Genomic DNA, 16,009 nt, shown 5'->3' on the forward strand with positions numbered 1-16,009 from the left:
AGCTGCAGGTCGACCTGGTCGATCTTTCCGTGCACGCCGGGGCCGTCGTACCCGTCGTCGCCGGGGTTCAGAACATCAGATGTCAAGGAAACGCACGTCCTTCGCGTTCTTCTGGATGAAGTTGCGGCGGCTCTCGACGTCTTCGCCCATCAGCGTGGTGAAGATCTCGTCGGCGGCTGCCGCATCGTCCATGGTGACCTGCAGGAGCGTGCGGGACTCGGGGTTCATCGTGGTCTCCCACAGCTCCTGATGGTTCATCTCACCGAGGCCCTTGTAGCGCTGGATGCCGTTGTCTTTCGGGATGCGCTTGCCGGATGCGACGCCGGATTGGAGCAGCACGTCGCGCTCCTTGTCGGAGTACACGAACTCGTGCTCTGAGTTGGTCCACTTCAGGCGATAGAGCGGCGGCTGCGCGAGGTAGACGTACCCGAGCTCGATGAGCGGCCGCATGTAGCGGAACAGCAACGTGAGCAGGAGCGTCGTGATGTGCTGGCCGTCGACGTCGGCGTCGGCCATGAGCACGATCTTGTGGTACCTGGCCTTCTCGGTGTTGAAGTCTTCACCGATGCCGGCGCCGAACGCCGTGATCATCGCCTGCACCTCGTTGTTCGCGAGTGCTCGGTCGAGGCGGGCCTTCTCGACGTTGAGGATCTTGCCGCGAAGCGGGAGGATCGCCTGCGTCTCGGGGTTGCGGCCCTGCACGGCGGAGCCGCCAGCGGAGTCGCCCTCGACGATGAAGATCTCGGAGAGCGACGGGTCTTTCGATGAGCAGTCCTTGAGCTTGCCCGGCATGCCGCCCGACTCGAGGAGGCCCTTGCGCCGGGTCGCCTCGCGCGCCTTGCGCGCCGCGATGCGAGCGGTTGCCGCCTGGATCGCCTTGCGGATGATGTCGCGTGCCGGACCGGGGTTGCGCTCGAACCAGTCGCCGAGCTGATCGCCCGTGACCTTCTGCACGAACGACTTCGCCTCGGTGTTGCCGAGCTTCGTCTTCGTCTGGCCCTCGAACTGCGGTTCGGCGAGCTTCACCGAGATCACCGCGGTGAGGCCCTCGCGCACGTCGTCGCCGGAGAGGTTGTCGTCCTTCTCCTTGATGATGCCCTTCTCGCGGGCGTACTTGTTCACGAGCGACGTGAGCGCTGCACGGAAGCCCTCTTCGTGCGTGCCGCCCTCGTGGGTGTTGATCGTGTTGGCGTAGGTGTGCACCGACTCGGTGTACGACGTGGTCCACTGCATCGCGACCTCGAGGGCGATCTTGCGATCGGTGTCTTCGGTCTCGAAGGAGATGATCTCCTCGTTCACGACGTCGTTCTTCTTCGAGCGGTTCAGATATTCGACGTAGTCGACGAGACCGCGCTCATAGAGATAGGAATTGGTGCGAGGCCCGGCGGGCACGGTGTCGGACGCGGCCGTGTCGTCGGGGTCGATCTCGATGTGGCCGCTGCGCTCGTCGGTGAGGGTGATGCGCAGGCCCTTGTTGAGGAACGCGTACTGCTGGAAGCGGGCGCGGAGCGTCTCGTAGTCGAACTCGACGGTCTCGAAGATGTCGGGGCTCGGCCAGAACGTGATGGTCGTGCCGGTCTCGTCGCTCGGACCCGCCTCGATGAGCGGAGCATCGGGCACGCCGACGGTGTAGGACTGGGTCCACACGGAGCCCTGGCGCCGAACCTCGACGTCGAGCCGTGAGGAGAGGGCATTGACGACGGATGACCCGACGCCGTGCAGCCCGCCCGAGACCGCGTATCCCCCGCCGCCGAACTTGCCGCCCGCGTGCAGCACCGTGAGCACGACCTCGACCGTGGAACGACCCTCGGTCTTGTGGACGTCGACCGGGATGCCTCGGCCGTCGTCGATGACGCGCACGCCGCCGTCGGGGAGGATCGTTACATCGATCGTTGTGGCATGGCCCGCAAGCGCCTCGTCGACGGAGTTGTCGACGATCTCGTAGACGAGATGGTGCAGGCCTCGGGGACCCGTCGAGCCGATATACATACCCGGCCGCTTGCGAACCGCTTCGAGCCCCTCGAGTACCTGGATCTCATCAGCACCGTATGCCGGCGTCTGGGGCTTCGTCGGTTCCGCTGTCATGGGTGAATCGGGCTCCTGACCGTCGTTCTAGCGACTCTCGATCTTATCAAACAGAGAGTCGCTCCGAGGCCGGAAGCGCCGATCTGCCGCGATGACACAAGCGGATCGACTGATTTTGTCCGGTCAGCCGTAGGTATCGCGCGGACCACGCCCTGGAACCGATCTGGGACCCCTTTTCCAGGTGGGGGCGTCGGGCCCTTGGAAGCGGATCGTCTCGACCCCAGCGCCGGGGAACCTGGCAATGATCTCGGTGACCAATTGCGTTCGCATCAGACGCAATTGCGTGGCCCACGCGGTGGACTCGCAACGCACCTGCAGCACGCCGCCCTCGATCGCGATCGGCTCGGAGTGCTTCGCGGTCTCCTCGCCGGCGATCTCGCCCCACGAGGCGAGCACTTCGTGCTGCGACATCGGACCGCTCCAGCCGAGCTGGTTCGTGAGGCCGGCGATCGCGTCGCCGAGCGGCTTCGGGTCGCGGCCGGGTGTGAACGGCTCGCTGCCCGAGATATCCTTCGCGCGGTTGCGGGCCCGCGCCGACCGCGGCCGCGACTCGCCGCCGAAGACCTCGCGGAAGTGCTGGTACACGCGAGACGCCTCACTCATGGCCTACCTCCGCCGCCGTGCCCGTTTCGGGAGCGCCGGATTCGACGATCGTTCCGGCGTCGATCTGCACGATACGCGCCGTGAGCGGCACCGGCACGTCTTCGAGCACCGCTGCGGTCACGAGCACCTGTTCGAACCCCGCGATCGCGAGGGCGAGCCGCTCCCGGCGAAGCCGGTCGAGTTCGGCGAACACGTCGTCGAGCACGAGCACGGGATCACCCGTCGTCGAGTCGCGGCGAAGCAGCTCAGCGGATGCCAGGCGCAGCGCGAGCGCGAACGACCACGATTCGCCGTGGCTCGCGTAGCCCTTCGCGGGCAGGCCGTTGAGCAACAGCACCACGTCGTCGCGGTGCGGTCCGGCGAGCGTCACGCCACGTTCGAGCTCCTTCGGCCGGAGGCCGCGGAGGGCTTCGACGAATCGGGTGCGCGTGTCGCCGCGCGCGCCGGGTGCCGCTGCGGAATCCGCTTCACCGCGCTCGTCGTCGGGATCGGCGCCGTCGATCGAGAGGAGCGGGCGCAGCCCTGGAGCGTGGTCGGCGTCGACGATGGACCGGTAGGCCGCGGCGAGCGGATCGGTGAGCTCGGCGACGAGGGCGAGACGCTGGTCGATGAGTTCGGAGCCGAGCTCCACGAGACGTTCGTCCCAGATGTCGAGCGTCGGAAGCTTGTCGGCCGAGAGGCCGCGGGCACGCGCGCTCTTCAAGAGGGAATTGCGCTGCTTGAGCACTCGCTCGTAGTCGGCCATCACGCCCGAGAGCCGTGGTGTGCGCTGCACGAGCAGCTCGTCGAGCATTCGCCGCCGCACCGAGGGCTCACCGCGCACGATCGCGAGGTCTTCGGGAGCGAAGAGCACGCTGTGGGCGTAGCGCGGCAGCTCGCGCGTCTTCACCGGCGATCGGTTGAGCTGGGCGCGGTTCGCGCCCTGGCGGTTCAGCTGCAGCTCGACGAGCAGCTCGCGATCGCCGTGGCTCAGGAGCGCCCGCACGATCGCGGCGTCGGCCCCGGCACGGATCAGCGCCTGGTCGCCCGAGACCCGGTGCGAGCTGAGCGTCGAAAGGTAGCCGATCGCCTCGACGAGGTTCGTCTTGCCCTGGCCGTTGCGGCCGACGAACACCGTGGCTCCGGGGCCGAGCTCGAGCTCGGCCCGTTCGTAGTTGCGGTAGTCGGTGAGGGAGAGGCGGGCGACGTGCACGCTGGGCTCCCTTCGACGACGCGGCATCCGCGGCATCCGGATGCCCCCTGGCGCACCGGATCGCGCTTCACCACGCTACCGCCCGCCGCCGACGATGCCCGGCGTCAGCGCAGGAGCAGGTTCGGCTGCAGGAGGTAGCGGTAGGTGTCGGGGCCCGCCTGCTCGCGCGACGACTGGCTCGTGATGAGCACGGGGCCGGGCTTGTTCGGGTTCTCGGTCTTCGTGAACGAGATGCGCACGAACTCGGAATGCACGGCGCCGAGCCCGTCGAGGAGGAACTGCGGCTTCAGCGAGACGACCGTGTCGTCGCCGGTGAGGATCGCATCGATCGTCTCGGATGCCTGGGCCTGCTCGCTGCCGATCGCTTCGAGCGTGAGGCCGTCGGCGCTGAAGCTGTATCTCAGCGCCGCCTCGCGCTCGAGCACGAGCGCGACACGACGGGTGGCCTCGATGAGCTCGGCCGTGTTCATGACCGCGTAGTTGTCGACCGTCTCGGGGAAGAGCCGGCGCACGGGCGGGAAGTTGCCCTTGATGAGCAGCGACGTGACGGTCTTCTTGTCGGCGCTGAACGCGATGAGCTCGCGATCGTCGCGGCTCGTGATCGCGACCGAGATCGTGCCGGAGTGCCCGAACGTCTTTCCGACCTCCTGAAGAGTGCGAGCCGGCACGAGCGCGGTCATGGTCTCTTCGCTCGCGACGGTGCCGCCGTCCCAGTTGATCTCGCGCACCGCGACGCGGTAGCGGTCGGTGGCGACGAGGCTCAGGCTGTTCTCGCGAACCTCGAGCTGCACGCCCGTGATGACGGGGGTGACGTCGTCGCGGGAAGCGGCGACGGCGACCTGGGCCACGGCTGCCGCGAATTCCTCGGCCGGCACGACGCCCGACTCGGCGCCGATCTCGGGGATGCTCGGATATTCCTCGACCGGCATCGAGAGCAGCGTGAAGGTGGCCGTGCCGCACGAAACCGTGATGCGGCTCTCCTCGGTCGCGATGCGCACCGGAGCGTTCGGGAGGCGTCCGGCGATCTCCGCGAGGAGCCGACCTGAGACGAGCACCGTGCCGGTCTCCTCCACGTCGGCCTGGATCTCGGTCTGCGAGGAGACCTCGTAGTCGAAGGAAGAGAGCACGAGTCCGCCGTCGTTCGCCTCGATGAGCACTCCGGAGAGGATCGGCAGCGTCGTGCGCTGCGGCAGCAGCTTGACGGCGAAGGAAACGGCCTCACTGAAGACGTCGCGATTGACCTGGAACTTCACGGTTCTCCCGTCGTGGTGGTCGCTGGGTGCGTCCCATGCTATCCGCAGAGCCTCACCCGACGATGGCCATTCTCGAGCCCGACTCGTACCTGCTCGCCCGATGTGGAATGTGGAGGTTCTTGGCTCCCCCGGTTAAACATCTATCTCTTAACAGTGTTAACCGCTGTGGAAACTGTGGATGGTGTCATGCGATCCGCAGAACGACGCCGATCGGGCGCCATCCGATCTGTGCACAGTGTGTGGGTTCATCGACGGATGCCGCAGGAGAGCGGCATGGCTCATGCCGAGTTGTGCACAGGCGAGGCATCCGTCTCAACAGCTCTGGCCGGGTTGCTCGTTAACATTCCACAAGTTCTCCACAGCTGTGGGAATCGCCTCGAACGACCTTCCAGAGGCGCTCGAGGCGCGCTGGAGACGCGCTGGACGCGCCGAAGGAGGTCGTGTGCCGGCGGCGCGACTAGCGGTAGCGACTGACCTGCTTGATGCGGGCCGTGAGTTCGGTGACCTGGTTGTAGATGGAGCGGCGCTCTTTCATGAGCTCCGAGATCTTCTTGTTCGCGTACATGACCGTCGTGTGATCGCGGTTTCCGAACAACTGGCCGATCTTCGGCAACGACAGGCTCGTGAGCTCACGGCACAGGTACATCGCGATCTGGCGTGCCGTCGCGACGGCCTGCGACCGGCTCGAACCGTAGAGGTCGTCGACCGTGAGCTTGAAGTAGTCGGCGGTCGCGGTGATGATGTCGACCGGCGCGACGATGTTGTCGGTGTCATCCGTGATGAGGTCTTTCAGCACCGTCTGCACGAGCGGCATGTCGACGGGCGTGCGATTGAGGCTCGCGAACGCCGTGACCCGGATGAGTGTGCCCTCGAGCTCGCGGATGTTGCTCGAGACCTTCGACGCCATGTATTCGAGGATCTCGTCGGGCACCTGGAGCCGCTCGGACTGCGCCTTCTTGCGCAGGATTGCGATGCGCGTCTCGAGGTCGGGCGCCTGGACATCGGTGATGAGACCCCACTCGAACCGACTGCGCATGCGGTCCTCGAAGCCGGTGAGATGCTTCGGCGGAACGTCGCTCGTGATCACGACCTGCTTGTTGTGGTCGTGCAGCGTGTTGAACGTGTGGAAGAACGCCTCTTGCGTCTCGGCCTTGCCCTGGAGGAACTGGATGTCGTCGATCAGCAGGATGTCGATGTTGCGGTAGCGCTGCTGGAAGAGCGACCCGCGGTTGTTGGCGATCGAGTTGATGAAGTCGTTCGTGAACTCCTCGGAGCTCACGTAGCGCACGCGGATGCCGGGATAAAGGCTCATCGCGTAGTGGCCGATGGCGTGCAGGAGGTGGGTCTTGCCGAGTCCGGAGTCGCCGTAGATGAAGAGCGGGTTGTAGGCCTTGGCCGGTGCCTCGGCGACGGCGACCGCGGCGGCGTGCGCGAAGCGGTTGGACTGGCCGATGACGAAGCTCTCGAACGCGTACTTCGGGTTGAGCCGAGAGTCGCGTGGCCGGTCGGGGCCGGCATGCTCGAAGACCGATTGCGGTGATGCGGGCATCTCGACCGGATCGGTCAGGTCGTCGGCGAGCATCGACTGCGGTTCGGCGGCGCGTGACTCCTCGAGCTCGGGATTGACGACGACATAGAACGACGTGACCGCCGACGGCGCCTCGACGACGCTCATCGCGGAGAGAAGGGAGACCCGCATCCGCTGATTGAGCATGCTCGCGGTGAAGTCATTCGGCACCTCGAGATAGAAGGTGCCGGCGGCAATGCCCTTCGGCTCCACGAGATTGAGGAATCCCTGCAGCATCGGGGTGATCGCGTCATCGTTCGACAGTCGATCGAGGATCGTGGCCCAAGTATCTGAAATGGGCTGTTCTGTCATCGTTCCCCGCAATCAATCCGGTGCATCGCCTGCCGCTCATCGATCCCCCGATCGACGGAGCAAGCGGCGCGAGGCGAAGTATTCACAACGTTATCCACCTCCTGTGGGCAGATATCGGGAGTCGCCCGAGATTCCGCGCACGAAGCTGGGGATAACTGGTCTCAAACGCTATCCAAAGACCGGCCCCGCGACAAATGCCGGTCGAGGGATTCGACGGCGCGGGCGTGTCGGTGCTCAGGCGATCCTGAGGATCGGACGATAATGTCTCTTTTGAGCTGGGTCCGGTTTGACCACAGGGCCGCGAGGCCGTAGTTTTAATCAGTTGACCCCTGCCCTCATCGGGCACCCAGTTTTCCCGACGCCGCGCTGCATTCACTGTGCGGCGAGGAGAGCCGACAGCCGGAGAAGAAGAATGAGCAAGCGTACGTTCCAGCCGAACAACCGTCGTCGCGCCAAGGTGCACGGCTTCCGCCTTCGCATGCGCACCCGTGCGGGCCGTGCGATCCTCGGTGCTCGCCGTCGTAAGGGCCGCACCGAACTCTCCGCATAGTCACTCGGTGCTCGCCAAAGCCAACCGCATCACGAGCGCCGACGACTATCGAGTCATCGTGCGCCGTGGCGCGAAGGTCGCCGGTGCCCACACTGTGAGCTATGTCCGCTCACGGGAGTCGGGCACGGACGCACGCTTCGGCTTCATCGTTTCGAAGAAGGTCGGCACCGCTGTGCGCCGTAACCTCGTGCGCCGGCGACTCAAGGCCGCATGTGCCGACGCGGTCGCCAACGGCACCACCGACCTCGACGTCGTCGTGCGCGCCCTGCCGTCTGCCGCCGACGCCGACTGGCGGTCGCTGCAGGCCGAGGTGGCGGCAGCGATCGCGACTCGAGGCATTCGCTCGCGACGTGACTCCGGCGTCCGCGCCGCTCCGACCGGCGCGGAGGTTCCCATTGCGGTCGCAGCCGCTGCGCGGCATGCCGGCTCCATCGACACCGTCGCCGTCGGCACCGCCGAATCGAAGGGTCGCCATCGTGCGTGACGCGGCTCTCTTCCTGGTGCTGATCCCCCGCAACATCGGTGTGCTGCTCATCCGGGTCTACCGTGCGGTCATCTCACCGCTCTACGGCGATGTCTGCCGCTATTACCCCTCGTGCTCTGCCTACGGGCTCGGCTCGGTGCAGCAACGAGGACTCCTGATCGGCTCGATGCTGGCCGCTTGGCGAATCCTCCGCTGCAATCCCTGGTCGTCGGGTGGCATCGACGATGTCCGACCGGCCAGGCATGGTCGCTACCGCACCACGAGTTTCGGGTGGGTCGTTCCCGCCGGCTTCGGCAGTGGCACGGATGCCGCGGCCCATGCGCCGCGCGGTGCGCACGCCCACTCGCGTTCGAAGTTGCACTCGCACGACGCGGCGGGCTCCCAGTCGCTCACGTTCTCCTCCCCCACCGTGTCCCGGAAGGACTGATTCACCCAATGGATTTCCTCAGCCTGATCCTCTGGCCCATCAAATGGGTCATCGAGCTGATCCTCGTCGCGTTCCACTCGATGTGGGATCTCATCGGCCTCGACCCCGACGCCGGACTCACGTGGGTGCTATCGATCGTCGGGCTCGTGATCGTGGTTCGGGCCGCGCTCATCCCGATCTTCGTTCGTCAGATCAAGAGCCAGCGCCGGATGCTCGAGGTCGCACCGCAGCTCAAGAAGATCCAGGACAAGTACAAGGGGAAGAAGGACCAGTTCTCCCGCGAGGCGATGTCGCGCGAGACGATGGAGCTCTACAAGCGCACCGGCACCAACCCGCTGTCGTCGTGCCTGCCGCTGCTGCTGCAGATGCCGATCTTCTTCGGTCTGTTCTCGGTGCTGAACGACGCTTCGGTGCATGACAAGGCCGGTGTCGGGCTGCTGAACCAGAGTCTCGCCGATTCGTTCGCCGATGCCGTCTTCCTCGGCGCCCCCCTGAAGTCCACCTTCATCAACGCCTGGAACAACGGCGGCCCCTGGCAGGTCCTTGTCGTGGCCATCATCATGATCGTGCTGATGACCGCGTCGCAGTTCATCACTCAGCTCCAGATCGTCTCGAAGAACATGTCGCCCGAGACCAAGGCGAGCCCCATGTTCCGTCAGCAGCGGATCATGTTGTACCTGCTCCCCCTCGTGTTCGCGTTCTCCGGTGTCGCGTTCCCGCTCGGTGTCATGTTCTACTGGCTGGTCTCGAACTTCTGGACCATGGCCCAGCAGTTCGTCGTGATCCGGAACATGCCGACTCCCGGCAGCGAGGCCGCGAAGGCACGTGAAGCACGCCTCGCGAAGAAGGGCAAGCTCGTCGAGCCCGAGCCAGGAGTGGTCCAGGTCATCGAAGAACCGAAGAAGGCCCAGCGCCAGCAGCCGATCGGCAAGGCGCGCGCCAAGAAGCAGAGCGGGAAGTAACCATGACTGACGTGCAGCACGAGACCGAAGACCGATCGATCGCCCAACTCGAAGAGGAAGGCGACATCGCGGCCGACTACATCGAGGAGCTTCTCGATATCACCGACCTCGATGGCGACATCGACATCGACGCGCGCAACGGGCGCGCCTACCTCTCGGTGAACGCCGGTGAAGGCGCGAACCTGAATCTCCTCTCGAAGCCCGAGACGGTCAGCGCTCTCCAGGAGCTCACTCGTCTCGCGGTCCAGACGAAGACCGGTGTCTTCTCGCGACTGATCCTCGACATCGGCGGCTCGCGAGACACCCGCAAGGGTGAGCTGGCGACTCTCGTGACCCGAGCGGTCGAGCGCATCGAAGGCGGAGCCGCTGAGGCGTCGCTCCCTCCGATGTCGTCGTACGAGCGCAAGCTCGTGCACGACCTCGTGGCCGAGCGCGGATTCCACTCCGAGTCGCGGGGCGAGGGCGCAGAGCGTCACACCGTCATCACCCGCGTCGGCTGACGTTTCACGTGAAACGATGATCGACGGACTCGAGAAGGAGCCCGCAGCAGCGCAGGCCATCTTCGGTGACCACCTCGCCGCGGGCCGCGCTTTCACCGAGGCACTCGCCCGCCACGGGGAGGAACTCGGCCTGATCGGGCCACTGGAACTCCCCCGGCTCTGGACACGGCACATCCTGAACAGCGCACTCGTTGCGCCGTTGCTTCGCCCGGGTCGCGTGGGTGACGTGGGCTCTGGCGCCGGCCTTCCGGGACTGGTGCTTGCGATCATGCGACCGGATGTCTTGTTCACGCTCATCGAGCCGATGGAACGAAGGGTCGCGTGGCTCGAGCGCCAGGCGGCCGAACTGCAACTCTCGAATGTGACCGTGCTTCGCGCTCGGGCCGAGGAGTCGAAGCTCTTCGGGGCACTCGATCAAGTGACGGCCCGAGCGGTCAGCGCGCTGCGCACACTGATCCCGGTCACCGCTCCTCTGCTCCGTCCGGGCGGCGAACTGGTGCTCATGAAGGGCGCCGGCGTCGACGCAGAGATCTCTGCGGCCCAGAAAGCGATCCGCAAGTACCGGCTCCACGATGAAGAGGTACTGGTACTCGGCGAAGGGCTCGTCTCCGAGGTCACGCGCGTCTTTCGCGCGACCGTCGACTAGGCGCACGCTCCCCCGGTGGATGAGTACGTCGCTCGCGGCGGTATCGAGGCCACCAAATGATGGAAGATTGCGGGCGCTCTCCACGGGACTCTTTCTGCGGGCGCTTTACGGGCGCTCCCCGCGGTCACTTCCTGCGGGCGCTCGCGCCGGTCACTCGAGGACGTCCCCGGGTAGTCGAATTGGACGCTTGCGGCCGTATCGAGGCCACTTCCGACCAGCGCTGCCGGACCGGAGATCTCGAGTTGCGACCTTTCATCTTGCTCTTGAGACGGTAATGGATCGGCTGAGTCGGCCAGTCGTGGCATAGGACCCGTCTTCGCAATGCGGCGTCGCTGCGGCAGATGATGCCGAGCCGAGCTTGATCCAGTGCGGTTTCTGCCAGGGAGCGATTGTGCCACTCGTCTCTCGCATGTGTCGATGGCACCCTCGAGCCCCAGTTCCGGCCGCGCGTGGGCTGTGGGATGCTGGATCCGTGACGTTGGAGGACCTCGTCCGGCTGCGCCGGGCACGTGACTTGATGGACCGCGACTACGCGAAGCCGCTCGACGTTCCCGCGCTGGCAAGCGCCGCTCTCATGTCGCCGGGCCACTTCTCCCGCAGCTTCCGCGCCGCCTTCGGCGAGACGCCGTACAGCTACCTAATGACCCGTCGGATCGAACGGGCCAAGGCGCTGCTCCGACGAGGTGACCTGTCCGTGACGGAGGTCTGCTTCACGGTCGGATGCACGTCGCTGGGGTCATTCAGCTCGCGGTTCAGCGAACTGGTTGGCGAGAGCCCGAGTTCGTACCGTGCCCGGAGCCATGACGAGGCCGCGCCAATCCCGGCATGCGTCGTGAAGGTCTACACGCGGCCGGTCAGGAATGGAGAAGCAGCTGCCGCGCCTCGGCCCGTATCGTGAAACGCATGGATATCAAGCTTTCACAGACGTTCATCGCCGTCGATGACCATGACAAGGCGCTCGCCTTCTACCGGGATGTGCTCGGCCTCGAGGTGCGCAACGACATCGCGTACGAAGGGATGCGTTGGGTGACCGTGGGCTCGCCGTCGCAGCCTGACGTGAACATCGTTCTCGAACCGCCCATCGCAGATCCGAACGCCTCGCCCGCCGACAAGCAAGCCGCAGCCGAGCTGCTGGCGAAAGGCTTGCTGCGCGGTGTCATCTTCTCTACGGACGATTGCGACGCGACGTTCGAGCGCATCAGCGCCGCTGGTGGCGAGGTCCTGCAAGAGCCAGCCGACCAGTTCTACGGTGTCCGCGACTGCGCCTTCCGCGATCCGTCGGGAAACATGCTGCGCTTCAGTCAACCTCGCTCGCAGTGATCGCCTGGCGGTGCGAATCGCCTCCCACTAGCCCTATTGCCATGAGCCGTAGCAACAGAGACTGACCACTGAATCGCCGAGTCCACGGTGCCCGTCGGTTCACTGCCGAGTCACCTGCGGTTTTACGCATTCGGTGATAAGCGTTTCACGTGAAACATCGACTGCGGAGCGGGTAGCCTCGCGCCCGATCGGAGGTGGGTTGTTTCACGTGAAACATCCCTTCTTGCTCCGGACCCGTCGCTGCGTCGCGGCGTTTGCCGGGGGCACGGTCGGCATGCAGGATCTCCGCCTCCGCACGGCTCACCTCTGATGAAGCGAGAAAACCGCCCGGGAGATCAGGCGGCTCGGACCGCACTCTCCGTTCAGACGGATTCTCGCCAGGCTACGGCTGGGGAGCGAAACCCTCACGAGAACCGGACCGTTTCACGTGAAACAGCGGGTTGCTCCTGATCCACACCGTTTCACGTGAAACGGTGCGACGACTCCCCAAGGTCCGCCCGCGGGAATACTCGTCACGCCTCGTCTACTCTCCCTCGAAATATATCGTCACCCCCTGGCGTCCAGGAGAACTAGTCGAAGCGTCCCTCGGGTACAACGAGCTTGGGAGCTGAACCGCTCGTCACATCAGTAGTCCTGGGCAACAGGGTCACACGGGAAATCTTCCGCCAAGCAGTTGGAACACGCGTGCGTGTCGATGGGGCCGGTTAGGCTTGACTCTCGGATCGACCCGGTCGGGAACGAGCCGCGAGAGATGCAAACGCGCAGCGATTTGGAGTAGTCGGCATGGCACAAGGTGGGGGTCGCGGGTGGTTTCATCGCAAGCGCTCCCAACCGAACCCCGACGACCACACCGACGGCACAATCCATGCGAGAACTGGCAATGAGCCCCGGCAGGCGGATTCAGGGGACCAGGCCGCTGGCCACGACGATCTCCGGCAATGGAGTCCGGACGTACGCCGCGTCGTAGCCAACGACCAGCCCACCGGTGGCAGCCCCTCGCCCTCGATGGATCCCGCGGACGCGAATCGCGCCGAGCCGTTCCCAGCTCGAGTTGACCCTGATCGACCAGAGTCGGTCGCAGCGTTCGATGGGGAGTCGGTCGATAAACCCCTCCGGTCGCAGCCTCAGGAAACAGAGCGGCGCACAGGAACTGCCGCCCCGGTGGAGCCCACATGGGCGACGCCGAGCAGCTCTGATAGCGCAGCCGACCGTGGTGAGTCCCAGCCCGTCGCACCCGAGCGCGCGAGTGCCCCGTCAGGCCCGATGCTCACGTCAGGCATCGATTGGGATGCCGCGACGGCTGCTGCCTTGAGTGAGGAACCGGTGTACGGGCACCCGACGACTGCCGCAGACGGCGGCCCACCATCGAACGCCGACCGCCTCCTCGAAGACATCATTCGCGAGATCGTCGGGGATGCTGCGGCCGACACGGTCTCGTCATTAGGCGCGCCGCGACCTGATGCCCAGCGGGCCCGACCGCAATCTCCAAGTTCGGAGGCGCCACAGCCGGAGGCCGAGGCCGCGGTGCGATCACTCGCGTTCGGCGTCGACCGGCCTTCGCCGGCAGCGCCGGCGGAGTCGGCTTCAACATCTGCGCTCGCGCATCTCGGAGCAGTCGCGCCGGCCGAAGTGGGCGAACACTCGGAGGCAGGCGAGCACGCAGAAGCGGGCGAGTATCCGGAAGCGGCCCAGCACCCGGAAGCGGCCCAGCACCCGGAAGCGGCCGAGTATCCGGAAGCGGCCGAGTATCCGGGAGTGGCCGAGTACCCGGGAGTGGACGCGCTACCGGCGGCTGACTCGCAGCCGGTAGCCGACGCGCTCCCCGTAGCTGATGAGCACTTCGTGTCGGACGAGCGACCGGGAGCGGGCGAGCATCCGGTAGCGGATGAGCGCCACGTGGCAGGCGAGCTCCAAGAACCGATGATTCACGAAGAGCCGGCGCGTGATCCCGCGGAAGTTCCCTTCGAGACATCCCAAGCACGCGAGTACGACGGCACCCCAAACTCGGCGGTCACCGTTCGGGAATGGCCTTCGACGTCTCGATCGGTGGACATCCCGGCGGAAGCGGTCGACGATATACCGCAGGAGCCGGTTGCCGCGGCTCCATCGATCATCCCGATCGATGCCCCGATCGCAACACAAGCCCTCGATGTTTCACGTGAAACATCCCACGACTACGGAGGAACTCCCCTGGCCTACGAACTTGCCAATGAGACGCGACGTCGCATGGCGCTCGATGAGGCGGTACTCCCCCTCCCCCCGGCAACGCGAATCTTCACGATCTCGAACCAGAAGGGCGGTGTCGGGAAAACCACCAGCGCGGTGAACCTCGCGGCAGCGCTCGCCCGATCTGGCGCCCGCGTGCTCGTGGTCGACCTCGACCCGCAGGGAAACGCCTCGACGGCCCTCGGCGTCGACCACCGGTCCGAACGACAGAGCGTCTACGAGGTGCTGGTCTCCGATCTGTCTTTGGGAGAGGTCGTTCAACCCTCGACGGAGCACGAGCGGCTCGATTGCGTACCGGCGACGATCCATCTTGCCGGCGCCGAGATCGAACTCGTTTCGCTCGTCGCTCGCGAACAGCGCCTCAGGCGAGCGCTCGACGCCCATCTTGCGTCGATGGAGAAGCCGTACGACTACGTCTTCATCGACTGCCCACCATCGCTCGGACTACTGACGATCAACGCCTTCGTCGCCGCTCGCGAAGTGCTCATTCCGATCCAGTGCGAGTACTACGCCCTCGAGGGCCTCTCCCAGCTCCTCAGCAACATCGAGCTCATCGAGAAGCACCTCAATCCCGAGCTTCGTCTGTCGACGATCCTGCTGACCATGTACGACTCGCGCACGAACCTCGCGCAGCAGGTCGCCCAAGAGGTGCGCGACCACTTCCCGACCCAGACCCTCGAAACGATCATTCCCCGTTCTGTGCGGGTTTCCGAGGCGCCCAGCTATGGGCAGAGCGTGATCAGCTACGACTACGCGTCGAGCGGATCGCTGTCATACCGAGAGGCGGCCGCTGAGATCGCTCGGCGGAGCGTTTCGAACCCCGAGGAGTCACACTGATGGCAGCAACGAAGCGAACCGGACTCGGTCGAGGCATCGGTGCACTGATCCCAGGCGGCGATGACTCGAATCGCCACCCAGCGCGCCCAGTCGATGTCTTCTTCCCCGGCGCGGAGACCACGGCGACCGCGATGGCGGCGGTGGAGCAGGCCGCGGAAGCCGAGGGGCTGCTGGCGGTACCGGGTGCTCGCCTGGCGCGACTCGATCCGAATGACATCGTTCCGAACGCGCAGCAGCCTCGAAACAACTTCGATCCCGACGACCTCGCCGAACTCGTGCACAGCATCCGTGAGTTCGGTGTGCTCCAGCCGATCGTCGTGCGACCCCACCCCGAGCTCGCGGGGAAATACGAGCTCGTCATGGGCGAGCGTCGCTTGCGTGCAACGAAACAGGCCGGCCTCGACACGATTCCGGCTGTGGTCAAGGACACCGCGAACGAGGCCATGCTTCGTGACGCGCTCCTCGAGAACCTGCACCGGTCGCAGCTGAACCCGCTCGAAGAGGCGTCGGCCTACCAGCAGCTGCTCGCCGACTTCGGAATCACGCAGGAAGAGCTCGCTTCACGCATCGGACGATCCAGGCCACAGATCTCCAACACCCTGCGGCTCCTGAAGCTGCCCGAGGCCGTGCAGCTGCGGGTCGCCGCCGGAGTGCTGAGTGCCGGGCACGCGAGGGCGATCCTCTCCCTCGGTGAACCGAGCGAGATGCAGCGCTTCGCCGACAAGATCGTGAACGAAGAGCTCTCAGTGCGTGCCGCAGAGGCGATTGCGACGAGCGAGCCCAAGCCGTCGCGTACGAAACCTGCCGCGGGGAGGCGGCAGGACTTCCTCGACGACCTGTCGTCGCGCCTCGGAGATCGCCTGAACACTCGCGTCAAGATTGCGATCGGTGCCCGAAAAGGACAGATCAGCATCGATTTCGCGACGGTTCAGGACCTGCGGCGGATTCTCTCCGAGCTCGGTGAGGAACTCGAAGGCGTCTGATCTCCCAGTTGACGAGTTGGCGATCGAGCGACTGTGCCCTCACGCTCGGTGCTGCTCCGAAA

At 65.5% G+C, this 16,009-nt stretch carries 16 protein-coding genes; 10 read left to right on the forward strand and 6 right to left on the reverse strand.

All coding sequences use genetic code 11. The features are described from left to right. Positions 1-75 precede the first annotated feature (75 nt). The 5 genes from gyrB to dnaA form a co-directional block, all read right to left on the reverse strand. Entirely contained in the window at positions 76-2,085 is a 2,010-nt protein-coding gene (gene gyrB / locus ESP51_RS08035) for a DNA topoisomerase (ATP-hydrolyzing) subunit B (RefSeq protein WP_129520377.1), read from the reverse strand. Positions 2,086-2,208: 123 nt separating this feature from the next. Then, positions 2,209-2,688 (reverse strand): DciA family protein, encoded by a 480-nt coding sequence (locus ESP51_RS08040; protein ID WP_129520378.1) that lies wholly within the window; start codon positions 2,686-2,688, stop codon positions 2,209-2,211. Continuing rightward, entirely contained in the window at positions 2,681-3,880 is a 1,200-nt protein-coding gene (recF, locus tag ESP51_RS08045; RefSeq protein ID WP_129520379.1) for a DNA replication/repair protein RecF, read from the reverse strand. Before recF ends, ESP51_RS08040 begins: the two co-directional genes overlap by 8 nt. Before the next feature lie 104 nt (positions 3,881-3,984). Then, on the reverse strand, positions 3,985-5,133 hold the full coding sequence (gene dnaN / locus ESP51_RS08050) for a DNA polymerase III subunit beta (RefSeq protein ID WP_129520380.1): 1,149 nt from the start codon (positions 5,131-5,133) through the stop codon (positions 3,985-3,987). 457 nt (positions 5,134-5,590) lie between these two features. Then, entirely contained in the window at positions 5,591-7,012 is a 1,422-nt protein-coding gene (gene dnaA / locus ESP51_RS08055; RefSeq protein WP_129520381.1) for a chromosomal replication initiator protein DnaA, read from the reverse strand. A 412-nt stretch (positions 7,013-7,424) separates the two neighbouring features. On the opposite strand from dnaA, the gene rpmH reads away from it, so the two are divergent. From rpmH to ESP51_RS08095, 8 genes are all read left to right on the forward strand, one after another. Next, positions 7,425-7,562, forward strand: coding sequence for a 50S ribosomal protein L34 (gene rpmH, locus ESP51_RS08060; protein WP_010204566.1), 138 nt, complete (start codon positions 7,425-7,427; stop codon positions 7,560-7,562). A 7-nt stretch (positions 7,563-7,569) separates the two neighbouring features. Further along, entirely contained in the window at positions 7,570-8,046 is a 477-nt protein-coding gene (gene rnpA, locus ESP51_RS08065; RefSeq protein WP_129520382.1) for a ribonuclease P protein component, read from the forward strand. Continuing rightward, on the forward strand, positions 8,039-8,473 hold the full coding sequence (yidD, locus tag ESP51_RS21025; RefSeq protein ID WP_422386834.1) for a membrane protein insertion efficiency factor YidD: 435 nt from the start codon (positions 8,039-8,041) through the stop codon (positions 8,471-8,473). The genes rnpA and yidD overlap by 8 nt, the downstream gene beginning before the upstream one ends. Before the next feature lie 8 nt (positions 8,474-8,481). Continuing rightward, a complete protein-coding gene (gene yidC, locus ESP51_RS08075) occupies positions 8,482-9,435 on the forward strand; it encodes a membrane protein insertase YidC (protein WP_129520384.1) in 954 nt (317 codons plus the stop codon). 2 nt (positions 9,436-9,437) lie between these two features. After that, positions 9,438-9,935 (forward strand): Jag family protein, encoded by a 498-nt coding sequence (locus ESP51_RS08080; RefSeq protein ID WP_129520385.1) that lies wholly within the window; start codon positions 9,438-9,440, stop codon positions 9,933-9,935. Between the two features lie 16 nt (positions 9,936-9,951). Next, positions 9,952-10,581, forward strand: a complete 630-nt coding sequence (rsmG, locus tag ESP51_RS08085) for a 16S rRNA (guanine(527)-N(7))-methyltransferase RsmG (protein ID WP_164990460.1) — start codon at positions 9,952-9,954, stop codon at positions 10,579-10,581. Positions 10,582-11,098: 517 nt separating this feature from the next. Beyond that, on the forward strand, positions 11,099-11,479 hold the full coding sequence (locus ESP51_RS08090) for a helix-turn-helix transcriptional regulator (protein ID WP_241843065.1): 381 nt from the start codon (positions 11,099-11,101) through the stop codon (positions 11,477-11,479). A gap of 5 nt (positions 11,480-11,484) precedes the next feature. Then, complete coding sequence (locus ESP51_RS08095) at positions 11,485-11,901, forward strand: VOC family protein (protein ID WP_129520387.1); 417 nt, start codon at positions 11,485-11,487, stop codon at positions 11,899-11,901. Between the two features lie 1,782 nt (positions 11,902-13,683). Here the strand turns inward: ESP51_RS08095 and ESP51_RS21175 are convergent. Further along, positions 13,684-13,815, reverse strand: a complete 132-nt coding sequence (locus ESP51_RS21175; RefSeq protein WP_277871072.1) for a hypothetical protein — start codon at positions 13,813-13,815, stop codon at positions 13,684-13,686. Positions 13,816-14,127: 312 nt separating this feature from the next. Here ESP51_RS21175 and ESP51_RS08100 point away from each other — a divergent pair, with 312 nt between their 5' ends. Together ESP51_RS08100 and ESP51_RS08105 are read left to right on the forward strand one after the other, a co-directional pair. After that, positions 14,128-14,964, forward strand: a complete 837-nt coding sequence (locus ESP51_RS08100; RefSeq protein ID WP_241843055.1) for a ParA family protein — start codon at positions 14,128-14,130, stop codon at positions 14,962-14,964. Then, the gene (locus ESP51_RS08105) at positions 14,964-15,947 is read left to right on the forward strand and encodes a ParB/RepB/Spo0J family partition protein (protein ID WP_129520389.1); all 984 of its coding nucleotides are present in this window, start codon (positions 14,964-14,966) and stop codon (positions 15,945-15,947) included. The genes ESP51_RS08100 and ESP51_RS08105 overlap by 1 nt, the downstream gene beginning before the upstream one ends. Positions 15,948-16,009 lie beyond the last annotated feature (62 nt).

This window comes from Agromyces albus (genome assembly GCF_004134825.1).
In the GTDB taxonomy this organism is placed as follows: domain Bacteria; phylum Actinomycetota; class Actinomycetes; order Actinomycetales; family Microbacteriaceae; genus Agromyces; species Agromyces albus.